Raw genomic sequence first — 18,298 nt, 5'->3', positions numbered from 1 at the left:
GGCCGGCGCGACGACGTGGCGGCCGACCTGTTCGTGCACCCGCAGACGGTGCGCTACCGGATGGGCCAGCTGCGCGAGCTGTACGGCGACCGCCTCCACCGCCGGCGTGGCCTTCGCCGCGGTCAGCCTCGACCGTCCCGAGCAGCCCACCTCCCCACCCGCACCCACCACGCCGGGCAGCTCCAGCTCCGGCGTCGACGGCTCGCCGTCGCCGACCCGCGGGGCCGACCCGACCGGGAGCAGCCCGGGCACCCCCGCCAGCACCGGCCCGTCCGTGGCCACCCGGCACCACCGGTGCCGGACCGGGCCGACCGGCGACCACGGCGCAGCTGACCGGGCTCTGCCGGTCGTACCTCGCCAAGTCGCCAGAGCAGCGCGCCAAGGCGCTGGAGACGCCCAGCTTCGGCGATCTGGTGAGCGTCGCCGGCGGCGCCGACCGCGTCGAGGACTACTGCCTGCGGCTGGTGCCGGAGGCGAGCCCGAAGTCCTCGCCCAGCCGCGGAGCCGCCCGGTCGACCCGACCCACCCCCGCCGCGCCGACCGGGAAGCCGAGCACCGGCACCGTCCGCTGAGCCGCCGATCCGGACAATAATTCATCTCTACGGGCGCGCGGATTCCGTCTGCTAGACAGAAGATGGTGGAACCGCGGGCGCACCGGTCGATGACGGTCGGTGACAACGCGGTCGACGCAGCGGTCTGGACCCGCACGGAGAAGGGAGCCGTCCCTTGGTGATGTCACCGGAGCTGGAACGGACCACCGTCCTGCAGGACACGGCCGGGGCGGCCCGACACATCGCCAGGATCTGCTTCAAGACCGGCCCACCCACGTTCACCGGCGTCGAACTGGAATGGACCGTGCACGACGGGGCGGACCCGGTCCGCCCCGTCGACCGTGAACGACTCCGCCGGGCACTGGGGCGGCACAGTCCCGTCACCATCGGCGGGACGAGCCCCGCCGAGCCGCTCCCCGGCGGCGGCAGCGTCACCGTGGAGCCGGGCGGGCAGGTGGAGATCTCCACCCCGCCGCGATCGTCCATCGGGGCGCTGATCCTGGCCACCGAGGCCGACATCGCCGAACTGACCGCCGTGCTGGACGCCGCCGGGCTGGCCCTGGGGCACACCGGCATCGACCCCTGGCGGGCCCCCAGCCCAGTCGTGGAAACCCCGCGCTACCAGGCCATGCGCTGCGTCTTCGACCGGCGCGGACCGGCCGGTCGCACCATGATGTACAGCACCGCCGGACTGCAGGTCTGCCTGGACGCCGGCGAGCCGGAGCGGCTGACCGAGCGGTGGGCGGCGGTGCACGCGGTGGGACCGCCGTTGCTGGCCGCCTTCGCCACCGCGGACCGGCACGCCGGCCGGCGTACCGGCTGGGCCTCGGCCCGGATGGCCGCCTGGCTGGCCATCGACCCGGCCCGGACCCGACCGGTCTGGTCCCCGGCCCGGCCCGACCGGGACCCGGTCGCGACCTGGACCGAGTACGTCCTCGCCGCGCCGCTGCTCTGCCTGCGCGACGACGGTCCGGATTGGACACCGCCGCCCGGGGTCACCTTCGCCGACTGGCTCGCCGGGGCGCTGCCCCGGCCACCCACCACCGACGACCTGGAATACCACGTCAGCACGCTCTTCCCGCCGGTACGCCCGCGCGGCTACCTGGAGGTCCGCTACCTGGACGCCCAGCCCGGTCGGGAGTGGACCCTGCCGCTCGCGGTGCTGGCCGCCCTGTTCGCCGATCCGGGCACCACCGGACGGCGCTGAGCGTCGCCGCCCCGGTGGCCGACCGCTGGCACCCCGCCGCCCGGTACGGCCTCGCCGACCGGCCGCTCGCCGAGGCGGCGGCGGCCCTGTTCGACCTGGCCCTGGCGGCCCTGCCGCAGCTGGACCTGCCGGCGGGAACGCACGACGAGACGAGCCGAGGAATCCGGCGGCGCCGCGCCGCCGCGGAGAGGGGGTACCGGTGACGACGACCGAGCGGCCGGGCATGGAGGCGGAACGGCTGCGCAGCCGGATCGCCGTGGAGCTGGAGCGGACCCGGGCCCGCACCGCCCTGCTCACCGAGGCGGTGGACGACGACGACCTGGTGCGGCAGCACTCGCCGCTGATGTCCCCGCTGGTCTGGGACCTGGCCCACGTCGGTAACCAGGAGGAACTCTGGCTGGTCCGCGACGTCGGCGGGCGCCCAGCGGTCCGCCAGGACATCGACGACCTCTACGACGCGTTCAAGCAGCCCCGCAAGGACCGGCCGTCGTTGCCGCTGCTGCCGCCGGCCGAGGCGCGGGCGTACGTGAGCACGGTCCGGGACAAGGTGTACGACCTGCTGGACGGCATCTGCTTCGCCGAACGGGGGCTGCTGGCCGACGGCTTCGCGTTCGGGATGATCGTGCAGCACGAGCAGCAGCACGACGAGACCATGCTCGCCACCCACCAGCTGCGCTCCGGGCCGCCGGTGCTGGACGCGCCACCGCCGCCGCAGCCGCGCGCCCGGGTGGCCGACGAGGTGCTGGTGCCGGCCGGCCAGTTCACCATGGGCACCTCCACCGACCCGTGGGCGCTGGACAACGAGCGCCCCGCGCGCACCGTCGAGCTGCCGGCGTACGCGATCGACGCCGCGCCGGTCACCAACGGCCGGTACCGCCAGTTCATCGCCGACGGCGGGTACGACGAGCCGCGCTGGTGGAGCGGGGCGGGCTGGCAGCACCGCACCGAGGCGGGGCTGACCGCGCCGATGCACTGGCGGCGCGACGGCGACGGCTGGGCGTACCGGCGGTTCGGCCGGTGGTCGCCGGTCCGCGACGACGAGCCGGTGGTGCACGTCTGCTTCTTCGAGGCGGAGGCGTACGCGGCCTGGGCCGGCCGGCGGCTGCCCACCGAGGCCGAGTGGGAGAAGGCGGCCCGTTGGGATCCGTCGACCGGCCGGTCCCGCCGCTACCCCTGGGGCGACGACGACCCGACCGCCGAGCACGCCAACCTGGGGCAGCGGCACCTGTGGCCGGCGCCGGTGGGCGCGTACCCGGCGGGAGCCTCGCCGCTCGGCGTGCACCAGCTGATCGGCGACGTCTGGGAGTGGACCTCGACGACCTTCCGGGGGCACCCGGGGTTCGCCGCCTTCCCCTACCGCGAGTACTCGGAGGTCTTCTTCGGCGACGACTACCAGGTGCTGCGGGGCGGTTCGTTCGGCACCGACAAGGCGGCCTGCCGGGCCACCTTCCGCAACTGGGACTACCCGATCCGGCGGCAGATCTTCAGTGGCTTCCGCTGCGCCCGCGACGCCCGGCCCGAGGAGGCACACGCGTGAGGGAGCGGAGCGAGGCGGCGGCGTGAGCGACGGTGCCGCCTGATGTGTCGCCATCTCGCGTACCTCGACCGCCGGTCCGCCTGCGAGCCCTGCTGTACGACCCGCCGTACTCGCTGCTGCGGCAGTCCTGGGCGCCGCGGGACATGCGCGGCGGCGGCACGATCAACGCCGACGGTTTCGGCGTCGGCTGGTATCCGGGCGAGGGCGACCCGGTCCGCTACCGGCGGGCCCAGCCGCTCTGGGGCGACACCACGCTGCCCGAGCTGGCCGCCGTCACGGTCACCGGCGCGGTGCTGGCCGCCGTCCGCTCGGCCACCGTCGGGATGCCGGTGCAGGAGAGCGCCGCCGCGCCCTTCGCCGAGGGGCGCTGGCTGTTCAGCCACAACGGGGTGGTCCGCGGCTGGCCGGAAGCGGTGGTCCCGCTCGCCGCCGACCTGCCGGTACGCGACCTGCTCACGCTGGACGCGCCGACCGACTCGGCGCTGCTGTGGGCGCTGGTCCGGCACCGGCTGCGGGCCGGGGCGGATCCGGCCGTCGCGGTGGCCGAGACCGTCGCGGCGGTCGCCACGGCCACCCCCGGCTCGCGGCTGAACCTGTTGCTGACCGATGGCCGGACGGTGGTGGCCAGCGCCGCCGGGCACGCGCTGTCGGTCCGGACGCCGGGGATTCGGTGCTGCTGGCCTCCGAGCCCCTAGACGACGACCCCGACTGGCGGCCGGTGCCGGAGGGGCAGCTGGTGGTGGCCACCCGGGCCGGGGTGCGGACCCGCGCCCTGGCGGGCGGGTGACGCCGGAAGTTTTCGCAGGTGGGACAGGGACGTTCGCCAACGGAAGGGACACCTCATGAGCGCGGAGCCACTGGAGATCTACCTGGAGGAGCAGGACCTCGCCCGCAGCCTGCGGGAGGACGTCCGGTTCGGGCTCACCGCCGAGCCGAAGTGGTTGCCACCGAAGTGGTTCTACGACGCCCGGGGCAGCCATCTCTTCGAGGAGATCACCCGGCTGCTGGAGTACTACCCGACCCGGGCCGAGCGGGCCGTGCTGGCCGAGCACGCCGACGAGATCGCCGAGCTGACCGGCGCGAAGACGCTGATCGAGCTGGGGTCCGGCTCGTCGGAGAAGACCCGGCTGCTGCTGGACGCCTTCACCCGTCGCGGCGGGCTGGGCACCTTCGTACCGCTGGATGTCTCGGTGAGCGCCCTGGAGCAGTCCACCGCGGAGATCGCCGCCGACTATCCGGGGCTGCGGGTACGCGGGATCGTCGGCGACTTCACCCGGCAGCTGGACCGGCTGCCCACCGGCGGCCGGCGGCTGGTGGTCTTCCTCGGCGGGACGATCGGCAACCTGCTGACGGTCGAGCGGGCGGAGTTCCTGACCTCGATGCGCGCCGCGCTGGAGGCCGGCGACTGGCTGCTGATCGGCACCGACCTGGTCAAGGACCCGGCGGTGATGGTGCCGGCGTACGACGACGCCGCCGGGGTGACCGCCGACTTCAACCGCAACGTGCTGCGGGTGATCAACCGGGCGCTGGGGGCGGACTTCGACCCGGACGCCTTCGCCCACGTGGCGGCCTGGGTGCCGGAGCGCGAGTGGATCGAGATGCGGTTGCGTGCCGAGCGCCCGATGCGGGTGCGGGTGCTCGACCTGGACGTCGAGTTCGCCGCCGGGGAGGAGCTGCGGACCGAGATCTCGGCGAAGTTCCGGCCCGAGGGGATCACCGCCGAGCTGACCGGCGCCGGGTTCGCCCCGGAGGCCTTCTGGACCGACCCGGACGGCCTGTTCGGCGTAACCCTCGCCCGGGCCGACTGAGCGGCCGGTCCGGGAGGCGCGCCGGAGGCGGCCGCGGGTGAGGCTGTTCACCCGCGCCGGCCGGCGCCCGGCGGGGTGGGCTAGGCTGGCCGACGCGAAGGGGAGTAGCCCCCAATGTCGTGGTCGACATACTGGTGCGTTCCGCATCCGGCCACGCGGCCCCGGTCCCCGGGGCGGGCGAGACCTTCGACTCAGGCTGTCGCAGCCGGGTCGAGGGTGCCCCTGTACCTCCTCCCGGCTTGATCGGGAAGGTTCACATGGACGGTTTCCTCGTCGCGCTGGTGATCAGCTTCGGCGTCATCTTCGTCGCCGAGCTGGGCGACAAGTCCCAACTCATGGCCCTGACGTTCGCCACGCGCTTCAAGCCCGTGCCGGTGCTGATCGGCATCACCGTCGCCACCGCGATCGTGCACCTCGCGTCGGTGGCGATCGGGTACGGCCTCAACGCGGCCCTGCCCACCGGGTGGATCTCGCTGATCGCGGGTCTGGCGTTCCTCGCCTTCGGCGCCTGGACCCTGCGCGGGGACAAGCTCACCGAGGAGGAGAAGCGCAAGGCCGAGAAGACCGGCAAGTCGGCGATCATCGCCGTCGGTGTCGCGTTCTTCCTGGCCGAGCTGGGCGACAAGACCATGCTGGCCACCATCACCCTGGCCACCAAGTACGGCTGGTTCGGCACCTGGCTCGGCTCCACGCTGGGCATGGTGGCCGCCGACGCGCTGGCCATCCTGGTCGGCCGGCTCCTCGGCCGGCACCTGCCGGAGAAGGCCATCCGGTACGGCGCCGCGGTGCTCTTCGCCATCTGCGGCCTCTGGCTGATCTTCGAGGCGGTCGCCGAGCTCTCCTGAGAGCTCCCGGGCCGGCCGGTCGGCCGGCCCGGCCCGCCGACTACTGCCGCCCGCGACGGGTAACGGCTCGGGATGCGGTGGTCGGAGGTCCTGCGCCACGGCGACGAGGTCGTGGTCGCCGTGGTCGAGGTCGCCGGCGCATTGATCATCTTCATCGGGGCGCTCTGGGCGGCGTTGCGGTTCGTGGTCGTGGGACTCCGGCACCGCGACGCGCCCGGTTCACCCCCATCCGGATCTCCCTGGGCCGGTTCCTCACCCTCGGCCTGGAGTTCCAGCTCGCCGGGGACATCCTGCGTACCGCGGTGTCGCCCTCCTTCACCGAGATCGGGCAGCTCGCGGCGATCGCCACCATCCGGACCGCGCTGAACTTCTTCCTCCGCCGGGAGATCGCCCAGGAGCAGCGGCAGGTGGGCCAGCCGGGCGGGGGAGCCCGGCCGTGACCGGACCGCTGCCGGACCTGACCACCGGGCTGGCCTTCCTCGCCGGGCTCGCCGCGCTGGTCACCACCGGTTCCTGGCGCGCCGCGCTGCGGGCCCTGCTGGACCTGCTGGTCGCCGCCGGGCTGCTGCGCCTCTCCCTGGCGGGGGGCTGGTCGGCGCTGGCGGTGGCGGCGGCCGTGGTGGCGCTGCGGCACCTCCTCTGGGCGGCCCTGGCCGCCGGGCCGCCCGGCCCGGCCCCAACATCGCCGCCGCGCTGCGGCGGAGACGATCACCGCCTAGCGTTGGCGGCGAGAGGCGAACACGGAGAGGACCGGAGGAGAACCCCATGAGCAGGCACGACGAGCCCAACGAGTACGGCTTCGCGGGGGATCCCACCGCCCCGGAGCCGCCGGCCGGCGGGCGCCCCGACGAGCAGGACCGGGCCGAGGAGATCGCGGTGCCGGGCGACGACTTCACCGAGCCGTACGCCGACGCGCTGGAGGAGACCGAGAAGACCGAGGAGGAGCGTACGGCCGAGCGCCGGCGCTGAGCCGGTGGGGCGTCCGGGCGCGGCGCGGACCGGACGCGGTGGGACGGCCCGCCCGGTCGGGCCTCCCACCGCGCGATGCGGTCAGCGTGGGCCGGGCACCGCGGTCAGCGCCGCCCCGGTGTCCGCGCACAGCACGGCCAACCGCTTGATCAGCTCGTCCGGGTCGCCGTACGGGTCCAGCCCGCGCACCTCGTCGGGGGCGAGCGACGGCACCCGGACGTGCGAGATGAGCGGGTGCAGCGGCCGGCTGTCCGCCTCGTCGGCGCCGAACAGGTGCTCGTGCAGCTTCTCGCCCGGCCGCAGCCCGGTGAAGACGATCTCGGCGGGGGCGGACGCCTCGGCGGCGAGCCGGCGGGCCACGTCGGCGATCCGGACCGGCTCGCCCATGTCGAGGACCAGCGCCTCGCCGCCCCGGCCGATGGTCGCCGCCTGGAGCACCAGGTGCACCGCCTCCTGCACGGTCATGAAGTACCGGGTGACGTCCGGGTGGGTGACCGTGATCGGCACCCCGGCCTCGATCTGCGCCTGGAACGCGGTGAGCACGGAGCCCCGGCTGCTGAGCACATTGCCGAACCGGACGCTGAGGTACGCCCCGCCGAGCTGCTGCGCGTAGTGGGCGGTGAGCCGCTCGGTGATCCGCTTGGAGTAGCCGAGCACGCTGATCGGGTTGGCCGCCTTGTCGGTGGAGATGTTGACGAACTCGGCGACGTCCCGGCACGCCTCCAGGACGTTCAGGGTGCCCCACACGTTGGTCTTGATCGCCTCGCCGGGGTGTCGCTGGAGCATCGTCAGGTGCTTCAGGGCGGCGGCGTGGAAGACGATGTCCGGCTGCCGGTCGGCGACGACCCGGGCGATCCCCTCGGTGTCCCGGATGTCGGCCAGGATCAGCTCCGGCCCGTCCAGCAGCGCCCGGCCGTGCAGCGACATCTGCAGCGCGTGCAGCGCCGACTCGTCCCGGTCCAGCATCATCAGCTCACCGGGCTCGCAGCGGGCGATCTGCCGGCACAGCTCCGAGCCGATGGAGCCACCCGCCCCGGTGACCAGGACCCGGCGTCCGGCCAGCCCGTTGCGTTCCACCGCCAGGTCGGCCACCCGCTGCGCCCGGCCGAGCAGGTCGGTGATCTGCATGTCCCGCACGTCGGTCACCGCCACCGGCCGGTCCAGCAGCTCGCGTACCGGGGGGAGCACCTTGAACGCGGCGCCGGCCTGGAGGGTCCGGCTGCGCACGTCCCGCATGAGCTCGGCGTCCGAGCTGCTCATCGAGAAGATGACGGTGCGCGCCCGGGTCCGGTGGACGGCCTCGCCGATCTGCTCCCGGCCACCCAGCACGCGGAGCCCCGCCAGGCGCAGCCGGTGGTGTCCGGGGTGGTCGTCGAGCAGCCCGACCGGGACGTACCGGCTGCGCGGGTCGCCGAGGAGGACCCGGACCAGTCGTTCGCTGGCCTCGTCCACCCCGTAGACCAGGCACCGCTCGGCGCCGCGGACCGGGCGCCGGCGGCGTTCCCGGTGGGCGCGCCAGCCGGCCCGGGCCGCGCCCATCAGGAGCAGGGCGACCGCGGTGCCCACCAGGGGAGTGCTGGCCGGCACGGGCCGATCCGTGGTCGGCAGCAGCACGGCCAGCGTGACCAGGGCGGCGAGGACGCTGGTGCCGGCCAGGTCGCGGGCCTCGCCGGCGCTGCCGATCGGGTGCCGTCCGCGGAACCGGGAGCGGATCACGGTGATCGCGACGTACACCGCTGCGCAGGCGAGCGCGACGGCCAGCACCCGGACGGACTGGGCCGGGGTCAGGTCGAATTCGAAGCGGGTCCAGGCGGCACCCAGAAATCCGGCGCACCAGGCGACGGTGTCCAGCGTTAACAGAGACGGGGTCGCCGCGCGGTGGGTGTCCCCGGGGCGGGGTGCGGTGGCTGCTTCGGCGGCGGTGGCTTCGCGATCCATGGTCTGCCCTCTGCGTCTGATCCGGAAATGGGAGGATTTGATACTTGTGTGCCGGTCTAATCGTCTACATTCGTTGAGTCGTTCACTGAGAAGGATGAGTGCTTTAGATCCTGGCACGTGTACTGGGCGCTTTAGGGGGATTTCGTGCAGTTTTTCCGGATAACTGACCCGACGCGAGGGGGGTTGTGATGGACGTTCGCACCTATCTGCGCCTGATCCGACGGCACTGGTGGATCGTTCTGGTCACCCTGATGGCGGCGCTGGGCACGGCCGCCCTCGTGACGGTCCAGAGTCCACCCCGGTACGTGGCCTCGGTGACCTTCTTCGTCACCACGCCCAGCCAGGGCGTCACCGACGCCTACCAGGGCGGGCTCTTCCTCCAGCAGCGCGTGAAGTCGTACGCCGACCTGCTCACCAGCGACCGGCTGGCGCAGAGCGTGGTGGCCGAGAGCCAGGTCGGTCTCACCGCCGACCAGGTGCAGCGGCGGGTCACCACCTCGACCGAGGCGGGCACGGTGCTGCTGAAGGCGACGGTCACCGACACCGATCAGAACCGCGCGCTGAAGGTCACCGAGGCCCTCTCCGCCAAGTTCGTGGAGCTGGTCCAGAAGGTGGAGACGCCGCCGGACGCCAAGAACGCCCCGATCAAGCTGGAGGTGGTCAGCGGACCCCGGGTGAGCTCCAGCCCGGTCTCCCCCCAGCCGGTGCGCAACCTGGTCATCGGTGGCGTCCTCGGGCTGCTGCTCGGCATGGCGCTCGCCGTGCTCCGCGGGCTGGCCGACGTGCGGATGCGGGACGCCGCCGCGCTCCAGCGGGTGACCGGCAGCCCCCTGCTGGGGGAGATCCCGTTCGAGAGCGGCGCCCGGAACGCGCCGCTGATCGTCGGCGAGGCGGCGAACTCGGCGCGGGCGGAGGCGGTCCGCAAGCTCCGCACCAACCTGCGCTTCGTCGACGTGCACGAGCCGGCCCGGGTCATCGCGGTGACCAGCGCTCTGCAGGGCGAGGGCAAGACCACCATGGCCTGCAACACGGCCATCGCGCTGGCCGAGGCGGGCTGGCGGGTGCTGCTCATCGACGCCGACCTGCGCCGGCCCAAGGTCGCCGACTATCTCGGCCTCGACGGTGGGATCGGCCTCACCGACGTCCTCGTCGGCGACGTCGAGGTCGGCGACGTCGTCCAGCGCTGGGGCGACAAGTCCCTGCTGGTGCTGCCGAGCGGGTCCGCGCCGCCCAACCCGAGCGAGCTGCTCGGTTCCAAGGCGATGGCGGACCTGCTGCTCGCCCTGCGGGAGTCGGCGGACATCGTGGTCATCGACACCGCGCCGCTGCTGGCCGTGACCGACGGGGTCGTGGTGGCGGTGCAGGCCGACGGCGCCCTGCTGATCACGCAGCAGGGCCGGACCTCGCGCAGCCAGGTGGCGGCCGCCGCCCGGTCGCTGAACTCGGTCTCGGTCCGGTTGCTCGGCTGCGTGCTGAACATGGCGAAGGTGCCGAAGGCGGACGCCTACCAGTACGAGGCGTACCGGGTGTCCGTGCCGGCCGCGGGCCCCGACCGGGCGCCGGCCGCCCGACGCGGCGATCGCGCCGGGGCGAACCAGGTGAGCGATCCGACCCAGGAACTCACCCGGTTGTCCCGATGAGCGCCAGCACGGGTCTGATCGACCGCTCGATCTCCTCGGCGCACCGCCGGAAGTCCGCCGGCGAACCGCCGATCGGGTCACGCAGTCGTCCGCGTCGGGGGCGGCGGGTTGCAGCCGCCCCCGGGCGCGGGCGGCCGCCTCGACCGCCGCCCGCAACGGCCGGCGGCCGGGTCCTTCGGCGGTTCCGCCGCGGCGGCCAGCCGGGCGAACTGGCGGAGCGTGAACGTGCGGTTCAGCGCACCCGGGGCCAGCGCCGTGCAGAGCGAGCGCTGGCGCCGGGTCGCGGTCAGCACCACGGTGGCCGCGGTCAGGTGTTCCGGGCGCAGCTTCCGGGCGCGGAAGCCGGTGGGGTCGGCGCCGGTCCCGGCCGCGACGTCGATCGCGTACGGGTGCATGGGCACCCGTCGACGGCGTCCGTGCCCGCGCTGGCCACCGTGACCGGATGCTCGGCGAGGAGCCGACGCGCGATGAACTCCGCCATCGGTGACCGGCACATGTTGGCGTGGCAGACGAAGAGCACTCCGTCGACCATCTGCACCCCTCTCGTCGGCGCGGTCGCGGGACGGATCGCCGCGACGGCGGTGCTCCGGCGGTCGCTGCCGGACGCAGAGGGGTTGTCGGCATCGTACGGGGTGGCGGCGGTCCGCCGCCGGGGCGCCGCGCCGGGGGCCGACGCATGAAGATCGGCATCCTGTCGTACCACTTCCCGCCGGAGCCGGCGTTCATCCCCGGCAGCCTGGCCGAGGAGTTGGCCGCCCGCGGGCACGAGGTCCGCGTCCTCACCGGCTTCCCGGACTACCCCGGCGGCCACGTCTATCCCGGCTGGCGGCAGCGCTGGCGGCACCAGACGCGCAGCGAGCGGTTGACGGTCCGCCGGGTGCCCCGGTACGCCGGGGGCGACGGGTCCGCGGGGGCGCGGATGGCCAGCTGGCTGTCGTTCGCCGGCAGCGTCGCGCTCACCGGCCGGCGCTACCTCGGCGACGTCGACGCCCTGTACGTCTTCCAGCTCCCGGCGGTCACCTTCGCCGCCGCCGGCCTGCTCCGGCTGCTCGGCCGGGTCCCGACCGTGCTGCACGTGCAGGACGTGTGGCCCGAGGAGGACCCGTCCCGCAGTGTCGACAGCCGACGCTGGTCGGGGCGGATGGGCACCACCCTCCGCCGGCTCTACTCGGAGGCCGACGGCATCGCGGTCAGTGCGCCGTCGATGCGCGACCTGGTCTCCGACGGCGGCGCCGACCCGGGTCGGGTGCGGATCGTGCTCAACTGGACGGACGAACGGATCTTCCAGCCGACTGAGCCGGGCCGGGCCGCCCGCCGGCTGATCCGCCGGGACGGCCGGTGCGTGGTGATGCACGCCGGCACGATCGGCGTACGGCAGGGTCTGGAGACCGCGGTGCGCGCGGCGGCGGCGCTGGACGACCGGATGGACCTCGTCCTGGTCGGCTCGGGCGCGGAGGAGCGGCGGGTGCGGGGGCTCGCCGCCGAACTCCGGGCGGACAACGTCCGCTTCGTGGAGCGGCGCTCACCGCTGGACATGCCGGAGCTGTACGCGGCGGCGGACTACCAGTTGGTGATGCTGCGGGACCTGCCGGAGCTGCGCGGCATGGTGCCCGGGAAGCTGCAGGCGGCCCTGTCCTGTGCCTCGCCGGTGGTCGCCTCGGCCGGCGGTGACACGGTAGAGCTGGTCGAGCGGGCCCGGGCCGGGCTCTCCTGCCCGCCGGAGGACTGGGCCGCGCTGGCCGACCGGTTCTGGCTGGCCTCCGCCATCCCGCCGCCGGCCCGGGTGGACATGGGCCGGCGGGGACGCGAGGCCTACCTGCGGGAGATGTCGCTGCGGGCCGGGGTCGACCGGATCGAGCAGATGCTCTACGACGTGGCCGGCGGCGCGGCGCCGGCCGCGGTTCGCGCCGAGCGAAGTTCGCATAAGGGATTCAAAGCGTAAGAAGTCGAATACCACCACACTGCCCTGCCATTCATGCTAAAAAACGATCTATTGGCATGTCTGTCCGTTTCTGGAGTGGGAGAGTGGTGTGACGCATAGTGGTGTGCCGCGTCGCCGGCGCAGGTCCCGACGGCGCACCCGGGCGCTGGTCCGGCGCGTGCTCCTCGGTGGGCTGGTGGTTCTCTCGCTGGTCGGGCTGACCGGAGGGTGGATCGGCTTCCGTGGTTGGCAGGCCCGCGCCCACCTGCTCAACGCGGCCGGGCTGGCGCGCCAGCTCAGCGTGGACGTGGTCGGCGGGGACGCCGCCCGCGCCCAGCGCACCCTCGCCGCGCTTCAGGAGCAGGCCGACGCGGCCCGCACGGCGACCGGCGACCCGGGCTGGTGGCTCGGCCAGCGGTCACCGTACGCCGGTGACGACCTGGAGGCGGTACGCCAGATCGCGGTCGCGATCGACGACCTCGCCCGGCGGGCCTTTCCGACCCTGCTCCGGACCGACCTCGCCGGCCTGGTGCCCCGCGAGGGGCGCCTCGACCTGGCCCGCCTCCGGTCGGTCTCGGCCGAGCTCTCCGGAGCCGACCGCGCGGTGGAGGAAACTCGTACCCGGCTCGCGGCGGTGCCGACCGACGACCTCTTCGCCCAGCTCCGGGACGCCCTGTCCAGCCTGCGCGCGGAGATCGACCGACTGGCCGACCTGACCGGCGCCGCCGACCAGGCCGCCCGCGTGCTCCCGCCGCTGCTCGGCGCCGACGGACCCCGGCGCTATCTCCTGGTCTCGCAGAACCCCGCCGAGCTGCGGGCGACGGGCGGCATGTTCGGCGCCTACGCGATGATCCAGGCCGAGAACGGCCGGGTCACGCTGACCCGGCAGGGCACCAGCGCCGACCTGACCCGCTTCGACCCGCCCCTGCCCGTGCAGCCGGAGCAGCGCCGGCTCTGGAACGACCTGCCGGGACGGTATCCGGCGGACGTCAACCTCGGGCCGGACTTCCCGACGGCCGCCGCGCTGTACCGCGAGATGGTGCGCCGACGGACCGGGACCGCGGTGGACGGGGTGCTCGCGGTCGATCCGGTGGTGCTGTCCTACCTGCTCAAGGCGACCGGCCCGGTGCCGGTGCCCGGCAGCCCGGCGCTGGTCGGCGACACCGTCGTCCGCGCCCTGCTCAGCGACGCGTACCGGGACCTGGGCACCCGGGAGCAGGACACCTACTTCGCTGCCGCGGGGGCGGCGGTCTTCGACGCGTTCCTGACGAAAAACGTCAACGTTCGCGCCCTTTTGTCGGCTTTCGACCGTTCTGTGGCTGAACGCCGGATATTGTTCTGGAGTGTCCATCCCGAAGAGCAGCGTGTCCTGGGCGACAGCCGGTTGACCGGGACGCTCCCCGAGAAGGACACCGTGCCGACGGTCGGCGTGTTCCTCAACGACGGCAGCGGCGCGAAGCTCGGCTACTACCTGCGGTTCTCGGCGAACCTGACGGTCGGCGACTGCCAGTCGGACGGCCGGCGGGAGCTCCGGCTCCGGGTCGCGGTGCACTCGACCGCGCCGCGCTCGGGCCTGTCCGAGTCGGTCACCGGTCTGGCCCTGTCCGGCGATCCGTACACCGCCCGCACCTTCGTGTCGGTGTACAGCCCGACCGGCGGGGCGGTGCTCGGCGGCCGGCTCGACGGGAAGGCCGCCGCGATGGGCAGCGGGACCGACCGCCGGCGGCAGGTGACCGTCGCGACGGTGGAGGTGAAGCCCGGGGCGACCCGGACCCTCGACCTCACGCTGCTCACCGGGAAGACCAGCGCCGGCACGGCCGAGCTCCAACTCACCCCCACCGTCACCCCATGGACCACCCAAGTTGTTTCCGCACCAAGCTGTGATCAGTAGGAGGGAATCCATCATGCGGCTATCCCGCATCATCATGGCGTTCACGGTCGGCCTGGCCGTGGCCGCCGTGCCGACCGCGGCGGGGGCGGCTCAGCCGCAGCCTCAGCCACCGGGGTACGTGCCCCAACTGCTCCTGACGTTGAACCCGACGGCCATCCCGCTGGGTGCGTCGTTCACCCTGCACGGCAGTGGCTTCACGCCCAACGGGACGGTGACGATCGACGTCAGCATTTCGGCGCTGCCGCCGGTCGCCGCTCCCGCCCAGGGAACGGCTCGGCGCAGCGACGGCAGCACCGTCGCGATGGCCGCGGTGGCGTACTCGAAGCCCCAGTCGTCGCAGCCGCAGCCGGCGCCGCTGCACTTCTCCGTGACGGCCAACTCCGCCGGCGAATTCGAGGTGAGCTACACGCCCACGAGGGTCGGCCGGTACACCTTCACCGCCACGGACGAGGCGAGCGACCCCGACCGGACCGCGTCCGTCACCGGCGTCGTGTATCAGAAGCGGCCGCCGAAGCCGCCGCACCACGACGGGGGCGGTCACCTGCCGGTCACCGGCGCGAGCCTGAACACGCCGATGAAGCTCGGTGGCGGGCTGCTGGGCTCCGGCGCTGTGCTGCTGCTGCTCACCCTGGCCTGGCGTCGCCGCGAGCGCCTCGGACTGGGCGGTCGCTGACCGAACGCACCGGGCAGGGCCCGGACCTGAGCGGGATGCCCGCCGGACAGCCGTCCGGCGGGCATCCCGGCGTTCGCGGCGGCGGCACAATGGGGCGATGGCCGGCGAGTCCTGGGTGGACCGGGCCGGGCTGGTGACCCTGCCCGGCGGGGTGGTGGTGCGTGGACGCCGGATCGCCGACACCGCCTCGCCGGCCGACTTCGCCCTGCTGCTCGCCCCCGGGCCGTTCCCCGCCTGGCCGTACCGGCGGATCCGCTGGCCCGACTTCTGGCTGCCGCTGGACCGCGCCGACGCACTGGACGCGCTGCGCGAGGCGCGGCGCCGGGCGTACGCGGGGGGAGCGGGTGGAGATCGCCTGCCGGGGCGGGGTCGGCCGGACCGGCATCGCGCTGGCCGCGCTCGCCGTCCTCGACGGGCTGCCCCCGGACCGGGCGGTGGCCTGGGTACGCGCGCGTCACCATCCCCGCGCGGTGGAGACGCCGTGGCAGCGGCGCTGGCTCCGGCGGATCGACCCGTCCCGCGACCGCCCCGCCACCCGCTGACCGGGCGGCGGGGCCGGCCGGTCAGCGGGAGACGTACCGGCGCAGGTGGTGGGCCGTGACGGTGTCGCCGTCCAGCACGTAGATGCCGTGACGCTGCCGTGACCGGGCGCCGAGGGGCGGCCGTTCGTCGCGGTCGCGGCGTCAGGCCGCCTTCGGGCGCAGCTCGGCGCGGACCGCGGACCGGTCCACGCCCAGCTCGCGGAACACTTCCGCGGCCGGGTCGGGCGGCGGGCACTCCAGCAGGGCGAGCAGCAGGTGCGCCGGTTTGATCCGCCGGCCGCCCTGCTCGCGGGTCACGCCGACGGCCCGCCGCAGCGCGGTCCGCGCCGCGGAGGTGAACGGGGTCCGCTTGCCCGACAGCGGTACGGGAGCCCGCTCGACGCCGCGTACGTCGATGCCGACCGCGGCGAGAGCGGCGACGTCCAGCGCCTCCAGGGCGGCCCGGGCCCGGGGCAGGTCCAGGCCGAGCGCGCCCAGCGGGTCGAGTTCACGCGCGTGCAGCACGCCGAGGAGCAGGTGTTCGGTGCCGAGGCGGCGGTCGCCCCGGTGCCGGGCCTCGTCGAGGGCGGCGGTCACGGCCGTCCGGGCGCCGGCGGCGAAGTGTTCGAACATGTTGGCCTCACTTCCCGTGCTTGCTGTGCACCGACTGGCGGGACACGCCGAGCGCATCCCCGATCTGCTCCCAGGACCAGCCGTCCTGGCGGGCGCGCGCCACGGCCGCCGCCTCGACCTGTTCGGCCAGGCGGTGCAGCGCGCCGACCGCGCGCAGCCCGACGGCCGGGTCGTGCGAGCGCAGCCGCGCGGCGAGCTCGGTCTCTTCCATGGCTGTCAGTCTGGATTGACAAGGGTGGGATTGTCAACCCAGACTGACGCGGAGCGCGGTTGTCAGGCCAGACTGACAGCCCCGTCCGGAGGAGGACCGGAATGACCCTCGACGTGGTGATCGTCGGTGCGGGCCCGAACGGCCTGCTGCTCGCCTGCGAACTGCGCCTGGCCGGCGTGCCCGTGCTGTGCTGGAACGCGGCCCCGGGCTCGGCGGCGAGCCGCGCGCCAACGGCCTGATGGGCCGGGTGGTCCAGGCGATGGACCTGCGCGGCCTTTACGAAACCCTGGCCGGGCGGCCCGGACCGCCGGCACCCACGCCCTGGTTCCAGTTCGGCGGCCTGCCGCTCGATCTCTCCGGACTGGCCGACAACCCGCTGTTCGCGTTGCCCGTGCCCCAGACCCGCCTCCAGCAGGTGCTGACCGACCGCGCCCGCGCCCTCGGTGCGGAGATCCGGTACGGACACGAGGTGACCGGGTTCGCGCCGGACGACGACGGCGTCGTGGTCACCGTCCGGGCACCCGACGGCGACCAGCGCCTGCGGACCCGCTGGCTGGTCGGCGCGGACGGCGGTCACAGCCTGGTCCGCAAGCAGGCCGGGATCGACTTCCCGGGCGGCACCGACGACCGGTTCGTCTCGCACCTGGGCCACGCCGTCATCCCCGCCGACCGGCTCGGCCCGGACGGCGCCCTGGCGCTGCCGACGGCCGGACGCTGTGGCCGTACGCCCACCACAGACTTCCCGGCGGGGTGTTCACCTTCGCCCGGCTCGGCGACACCGGCGCGGCGCATTTGGTCGCCGCCATGGAGTGGACCGGCCCGCGGCCGGACCACGCCCCCGTCACCTTCGCCGACCTGCGGGACGCGGTCGACCGGGTGCTCGGCGCGCCGCTCCCGCTGGGCCACCCGACCGGGCCGGCGCCGCTGCTGCGCCGGCTGGCCGGCGTCAACCTCCGGCAGGCCGCCAGCTACCGGGCCGGGCGGGTCCTGCTGCTGGGCGACGCCGCCCACGTGCACCCCGCCGTCGGCGGTCCCGGACTCAACCTCGGACTGCAGGACGCGCTGAACCTCGGTTGGAAGCTGGCCGCGGCGGTGCGCGGCTGGGCGCCGCCCGGCCTGCTCGACACGTACCAGGCCGAGCGGGCGCCGGTCGTCGACGGGTCGCGCTCCAGTCCCGCGCGCAACTCGCGCTCCTCGCCCCCGGCGACGACGTGACCGCCGCCCGCGACCTGCTCGCCGAACTGCTCCGCCAGCAGCACACCCGGCGGGACGTCGCCGCCCTGCTGGCCGGCGCGGACGAGCCGTACGACATGGGTCAACCGGATCCGCACCCCGCGACCGGCGCCTGGCTGCCCGACCTGCTGCCCACCCTCGCGCACGGTCGGACCGCCGTCCTGGACCGGATGCGGGCCGGCCGGCCGGCCGGTGGTGGTGGAGCTGGTCGAGGGCGCCGCGGCGGCCGCGACGGGGTGGGCCGACCGGGTCGACGTCGTGCCCGCCCGGGGCGCGCTGGAGGCCGCGGCCCTCCTCGTCCGCCCCGACGGCCACCTGGCCTGGGCCGGCGACCCGGCCGACGGGCTGACCGGGGCGCTGCGCCGCTGGTTCGGATCGCCCCGGTAGCCGTGGGTGGAGGGTGCGCTGCGTTGGCTGCTCGCCCTGTGGTGGCCGCTGGGGCAGTTCGGCGTCGCCCTGGTGGCGTTGGTGCTCGGCGTGGTGGCCGTGCGCCGGCTCCGGCGCCGCCGGGCCCACCGCCGGGTCGCCCAGCCCGGGTGACCCGTCCGCCGTGTCGGAGGATCGCACAGATTGTCCTGGAACGCCCGGCCGGGCCGGTCGCCGCCAAGCGATCTTGCCGGGTTAGTCTGCGTGGTCATGAGAGCTCGGGTCCTGGCCGCCACCGCCGCCGTACTCGTGACCGTCGGGCCGGTCGTGCCCGCGCAGGCCGCGCCGGCCCAG

19 protein-coding genes and 6 pseudogenes are annotated in these 18,298 nt (G+C 74.4%); 20 read left to right on the top strand and 5 right to left on the bottom strand.

Annotation, left to right across the window (positions count from 1 at the left end):
* The 10 genes and pseudogenes from JNW87_RS19410 to JNW87_RS19360 all read left to right on the top strand — a co-directional run.
* Positions 1-96, top strand: a pseudogene (locus JNW87_RS19410) (helix-turn-helix domain-containing protein); the annotation flags it as partial.
* 317 nt (positions 97-413) lie between these two features.
* Positions 414-572, top strand: a complete 159-nt coding sequence (locus JNW87_RS19400; RefSeq protein ID WP_238454165.1) for a hypothetical protein — start codon at positions 414-416, stop codon at positions 570-572.
* Between the two features lie 154 nt (positions 573-726).
* Positions 727-1,961, top strand: a pseudogene (egtA, locus tag JNW87_RS19395) (ergothioneine biosynthesis glutamate--cysteine ligase EgtA).
* A 20-nt stretch (positions 1,962-1,981) separates the two neighbouring features.
* Entirely contained in the window at positions 1,982-3,295 is a 1,314-nt protein-coding gene (gene egtB, locus JNW87_RS19390) for an ergothioneine biosynthesis protein EgtB (protein ID WP_109802181.1), read from the top strand.
* Positions 3,296-3,337: 42 nt separating this feature from the next.
* Positions 3,338-4,082: pseudogene (gene egtC, locus JNW87_RS19385) on the top strand (ergothioneine biosynthesis protein EgtC).
* Positions 4,083-4,137: 55 nt separating this feature from the next.
* The gene (egtD, locus tag JNW87_RS19380; protein ID WP_109802183.1) at positions 4,138-5,103 is read left to right on the top strand and encodes an L-histidine N(alpha)-methyltransferase; all 966 of its coding nucleotides are present in this window, start codon (positions 4,138-4,140) and stop codon (positions 5,101-5,103) included.
* Positions 5,104-5,360: 257 nt separating this feature from the next.
* Positions 5,361-5,948: a TMEM165/GDT1 family protein gene (locus tag JNW87_RS19375; RefSeq protein ID WP_109802184.1), complete on the top strand. Its 588-nt coding sequence runs from the start codon at positions 5,361-5,363 to the stop codon at positions 5,946-5,948.
* 72 nt (positions 5,949-6,020) lie between these two features.
* Positions 6,021-6,388 (top strand): annotated as a pseudogene (locus tag JNW87_RS19370) (DUF1622 domain-containing protein).
* The gene (locus tag JNW87_RS19365; protein WP_109802186.1) at positions 6,385-6,717 is read left to right on the top strand and encodes a hypothetical protein; all 333 of its coding nucleotides are present in this window, start codon (positions 6,385-6,387) and stop codon (positions 6,715-6,717) included. The pseudogene JNW87_RS19370 and the gene JNW87_RS19365 overlap by 4 nt, the downstream one beginning before the upstream one ends.
* Positions 6,714-6,917 (top strand): hypothetical protein, encoded by a 204-nt coding sequence (locus JNW87_RS19360; RefSeq protein ID WP_109802187.1) that lies wholly within the window; start codon positions 6,714-6,716, stop codon positions 6,915-6,917. The genes JNW87_RS19365 and JNW87_RS19360 overlap by 4 nt, the downstream gene beginning before the upstream one ends.
* A gap of 81 nt (positions 6,918-6,998) precedes the next feature.
* Here the strand turns inward: JNW87_RS19360 and JNW87_RS19355 are convergent, their stop codons facing one another.
* Positions 6,999-8,855 (bottom strand): polysaccharide biosynthesis protein, encoded by a 1,857-nt coding sequence (locus JNW87_RS19355; protein ID WP_109802188.1) that lies wholly within the window; start codon positions 8,853-8,855, stop codon positions 6,999-7,001.
* Positions 8,856-9,043: 188 nt separating this feature from the next.
* Between JNW87_RS19355 and JNW87_RS19350 the strand changes: the two genes are divergently transcribed.
* Complete coding sequence (locus JNW87_RS19350) at positions 9,044-10,495, top strand: polysaccharide biosynthesis tyrosine autokinase (RefSeq protein ID WP_109802189.1); 1,452 nt, start codon at positions 9,044-9,046, stop codon at positions 10,493-10,495.
* A gap of 77 nt (positions 10,496-10,572) precedes the next feature.
* Here the strand turns inward: JNW87_RS19350 and JNW87_RS19345 are convergent, their stop codons facing one another.
* Together JNW87_RS19345 and JNW87_RS40760 are read right to left on the bottom strand one after the other, a co-directional pair.
* Entirely contained in the window at positions 10,573-10,896 is a 324-nt protein-coding gene (locus JNW87_RS19345; RefSeq protein WP_238454164.1) for a hypothetical protein, read from the bottom strand.
* Entirely contained in the window at positions 10,803-10,991 is a 189-nt protein-coding gene (locus JNW87_RS40760; RefSeq protein WP_309233987.1) for a hypothetical protein, read from the bottom strand. The genes JNW87_RS19345 and JNW87_RS40760 overlap by 94 nt, the downstream gene beginning before the upstream one ends.
* Between JNW87_RS40760 and JNW87_RS19335 the strand changes: the two genes are divergently transcribed.
* The 5 genes and pseudogenes from JNW87_RS19335 (at position 10,963) to JNW87_RS19315 (ending at position 15,522) form a co-directional block, all read left to right on the top strand.
* Positions 10,963-11,175 (top strand): hypothetical protein, encoded by a 213-nt coding sequence (locus tag JNW87_RS19335; protein WP_201749679.1) that lies wholly within the window; start codon positions 10,963-10,965, stop codon positions 11,173-11,175. The genes JNW87_RS40760 and JNW87_RS19335 overlap by 29 nt on opposite strands.
* Complete coding sequence (locus tag JNW87_RS19330) at positions 11,172-12,437, top strand: glycosyltransferase family 4 protein (protein ID WP_109802190.1); 1,266 nt, start codon at positions 11,172-11,174, stop codon at positions 12,435-12,437. The genes JNW87_RS19335 and JNW87_RS19330 overlap by 4 nt, the downstream gene beginning before the upstream one ends.
* Before the next feature lie 88 nt (positions 12,438-12,525).
* Positions 12,526-14,307 carry a DUF4012 domain-containing protein gene (locus JNW87_RS19325; protein ID WP_109802191.1) on the top strand — a complete coding sequence of 594 codons (1,782 nt, stop codon included), beginning with the start codon at positions 12,526-12,528 and terminating at the stop codon, positions 14,305-14,307.
* A gap of 13 nt (positions 14,308-14,320) precedes the next feature.
* Positions 14,321-14,980, top strand: a complete 660-nt coding sequence (locus JNW87_RS19320) for a hypothetical protein (protein ID WP_109802192.1) — start codon at positions 14,321-14,323, stop codon at positions 14,978-14,980.
* 97 nt (positions 14,981-15,077) lie between these two features.
* Positions 15,078-15,522: pseudogene (locus tag JNW87_RS19315) on the top strand (protein-tyrosine phosphatase family protein).
* Positions 15,523-15,663: 141 nt separating this feature from the next.
* On the opposite strand, the gene JNW87_RS19310 reads toward JNW87_RS19315, so the two are convergent.
* On the bottom strand, positions 15,664-16,134 hold the full coding sequence (locus tag JNW87_RS19310) for a Clp protease N-terminal domain-containing protein (RefSeq protein ID WP_109802194.1): 471 nt from the start codon (positions 16,132-16,134) through the stop codon (positions 15,664-15,666).
* A 7-nt stretch (positions 16,135-16,141) separates the two neighbouring features.
* Complete coding sequence (locus JNW87_RS19305) at positions 16,142-16,345, bottom strand: helix-turn-helix domain-containing protein (protein WP_109802195.1); 204 nt, start codon at positions 16,343-16,345, stop codon at positions 16,142-16,144.
* Between the two features lie 101 nt (positions 16,346-16,446).
* On the opposite strand from JNW87_RS19305, the pseudogene JNW87_RS40755 reads away from it, so the two are divergent.
* The 4 genes and pseudogenes from JNW87_RS40755 to JNW87_RS19280 form a co-directional block, all read left to right on the top strand.
* Positions 16,447-16,910, top strand: a pseudogene (locus tag JNW87_RS40755) (FAD-dependent oxidoreductase); the annotation flags it as partial.
* Between the two features lie 185 nt (positions 16,911-17,095).
* Positions 17,096-17,560 carry an FAD-dependent monooxygenase gene (locus JNW87_RS40750; RefSeq protein WP_309233986.1) on the top strand — a complete coding sequence of 155 codons (465 nt, stop codon included), beginning with the start codon at positions 17,096-17,098 and terminating at the stop codon, positions 17,558-17,560.
* A gap of 216 nt (positions 17,561-17,776) precedes the next feature.
* Positions 17,777-17,965 (top strand): hypothetical protein, encoded by a 189-nt coding sequence (locus tag JNW87_RS40745; protein ID WP_146231088.1) that lies wholly within the window; start codon positions 17,777-17,779, stop codon positions 17,963-17,965.
* Between the two features lie 6 nt (positions 17,966-17,971).
* Positions 17,972-18,118, top strand: coding sequence for a hypothetical protein (locus JNW87_RS19280; protein WP_161557844.1), 147 nt, complete (start codon positions 17,972-17,974; stop codon positions 18,116-18,118).
* Positions 18,119-18,298 lie beyond the last annotated feature (180 nt).

Source organism: Micromonospora sp. ATA51 (genome assembly GCF_016802855.1).
In the GTDB taxonomy this organism is placed as follows: Bacteria; Actinomycetota; Actinomycetes; order Mycobacteriales; family Micromonosporaceae; genus Micromonospora; species Micromonospora sicca.
Note: the sequence above shows the minus strand (reverse complement) of the source record. Positions and strands in the feature narration are given on the sequence as shown.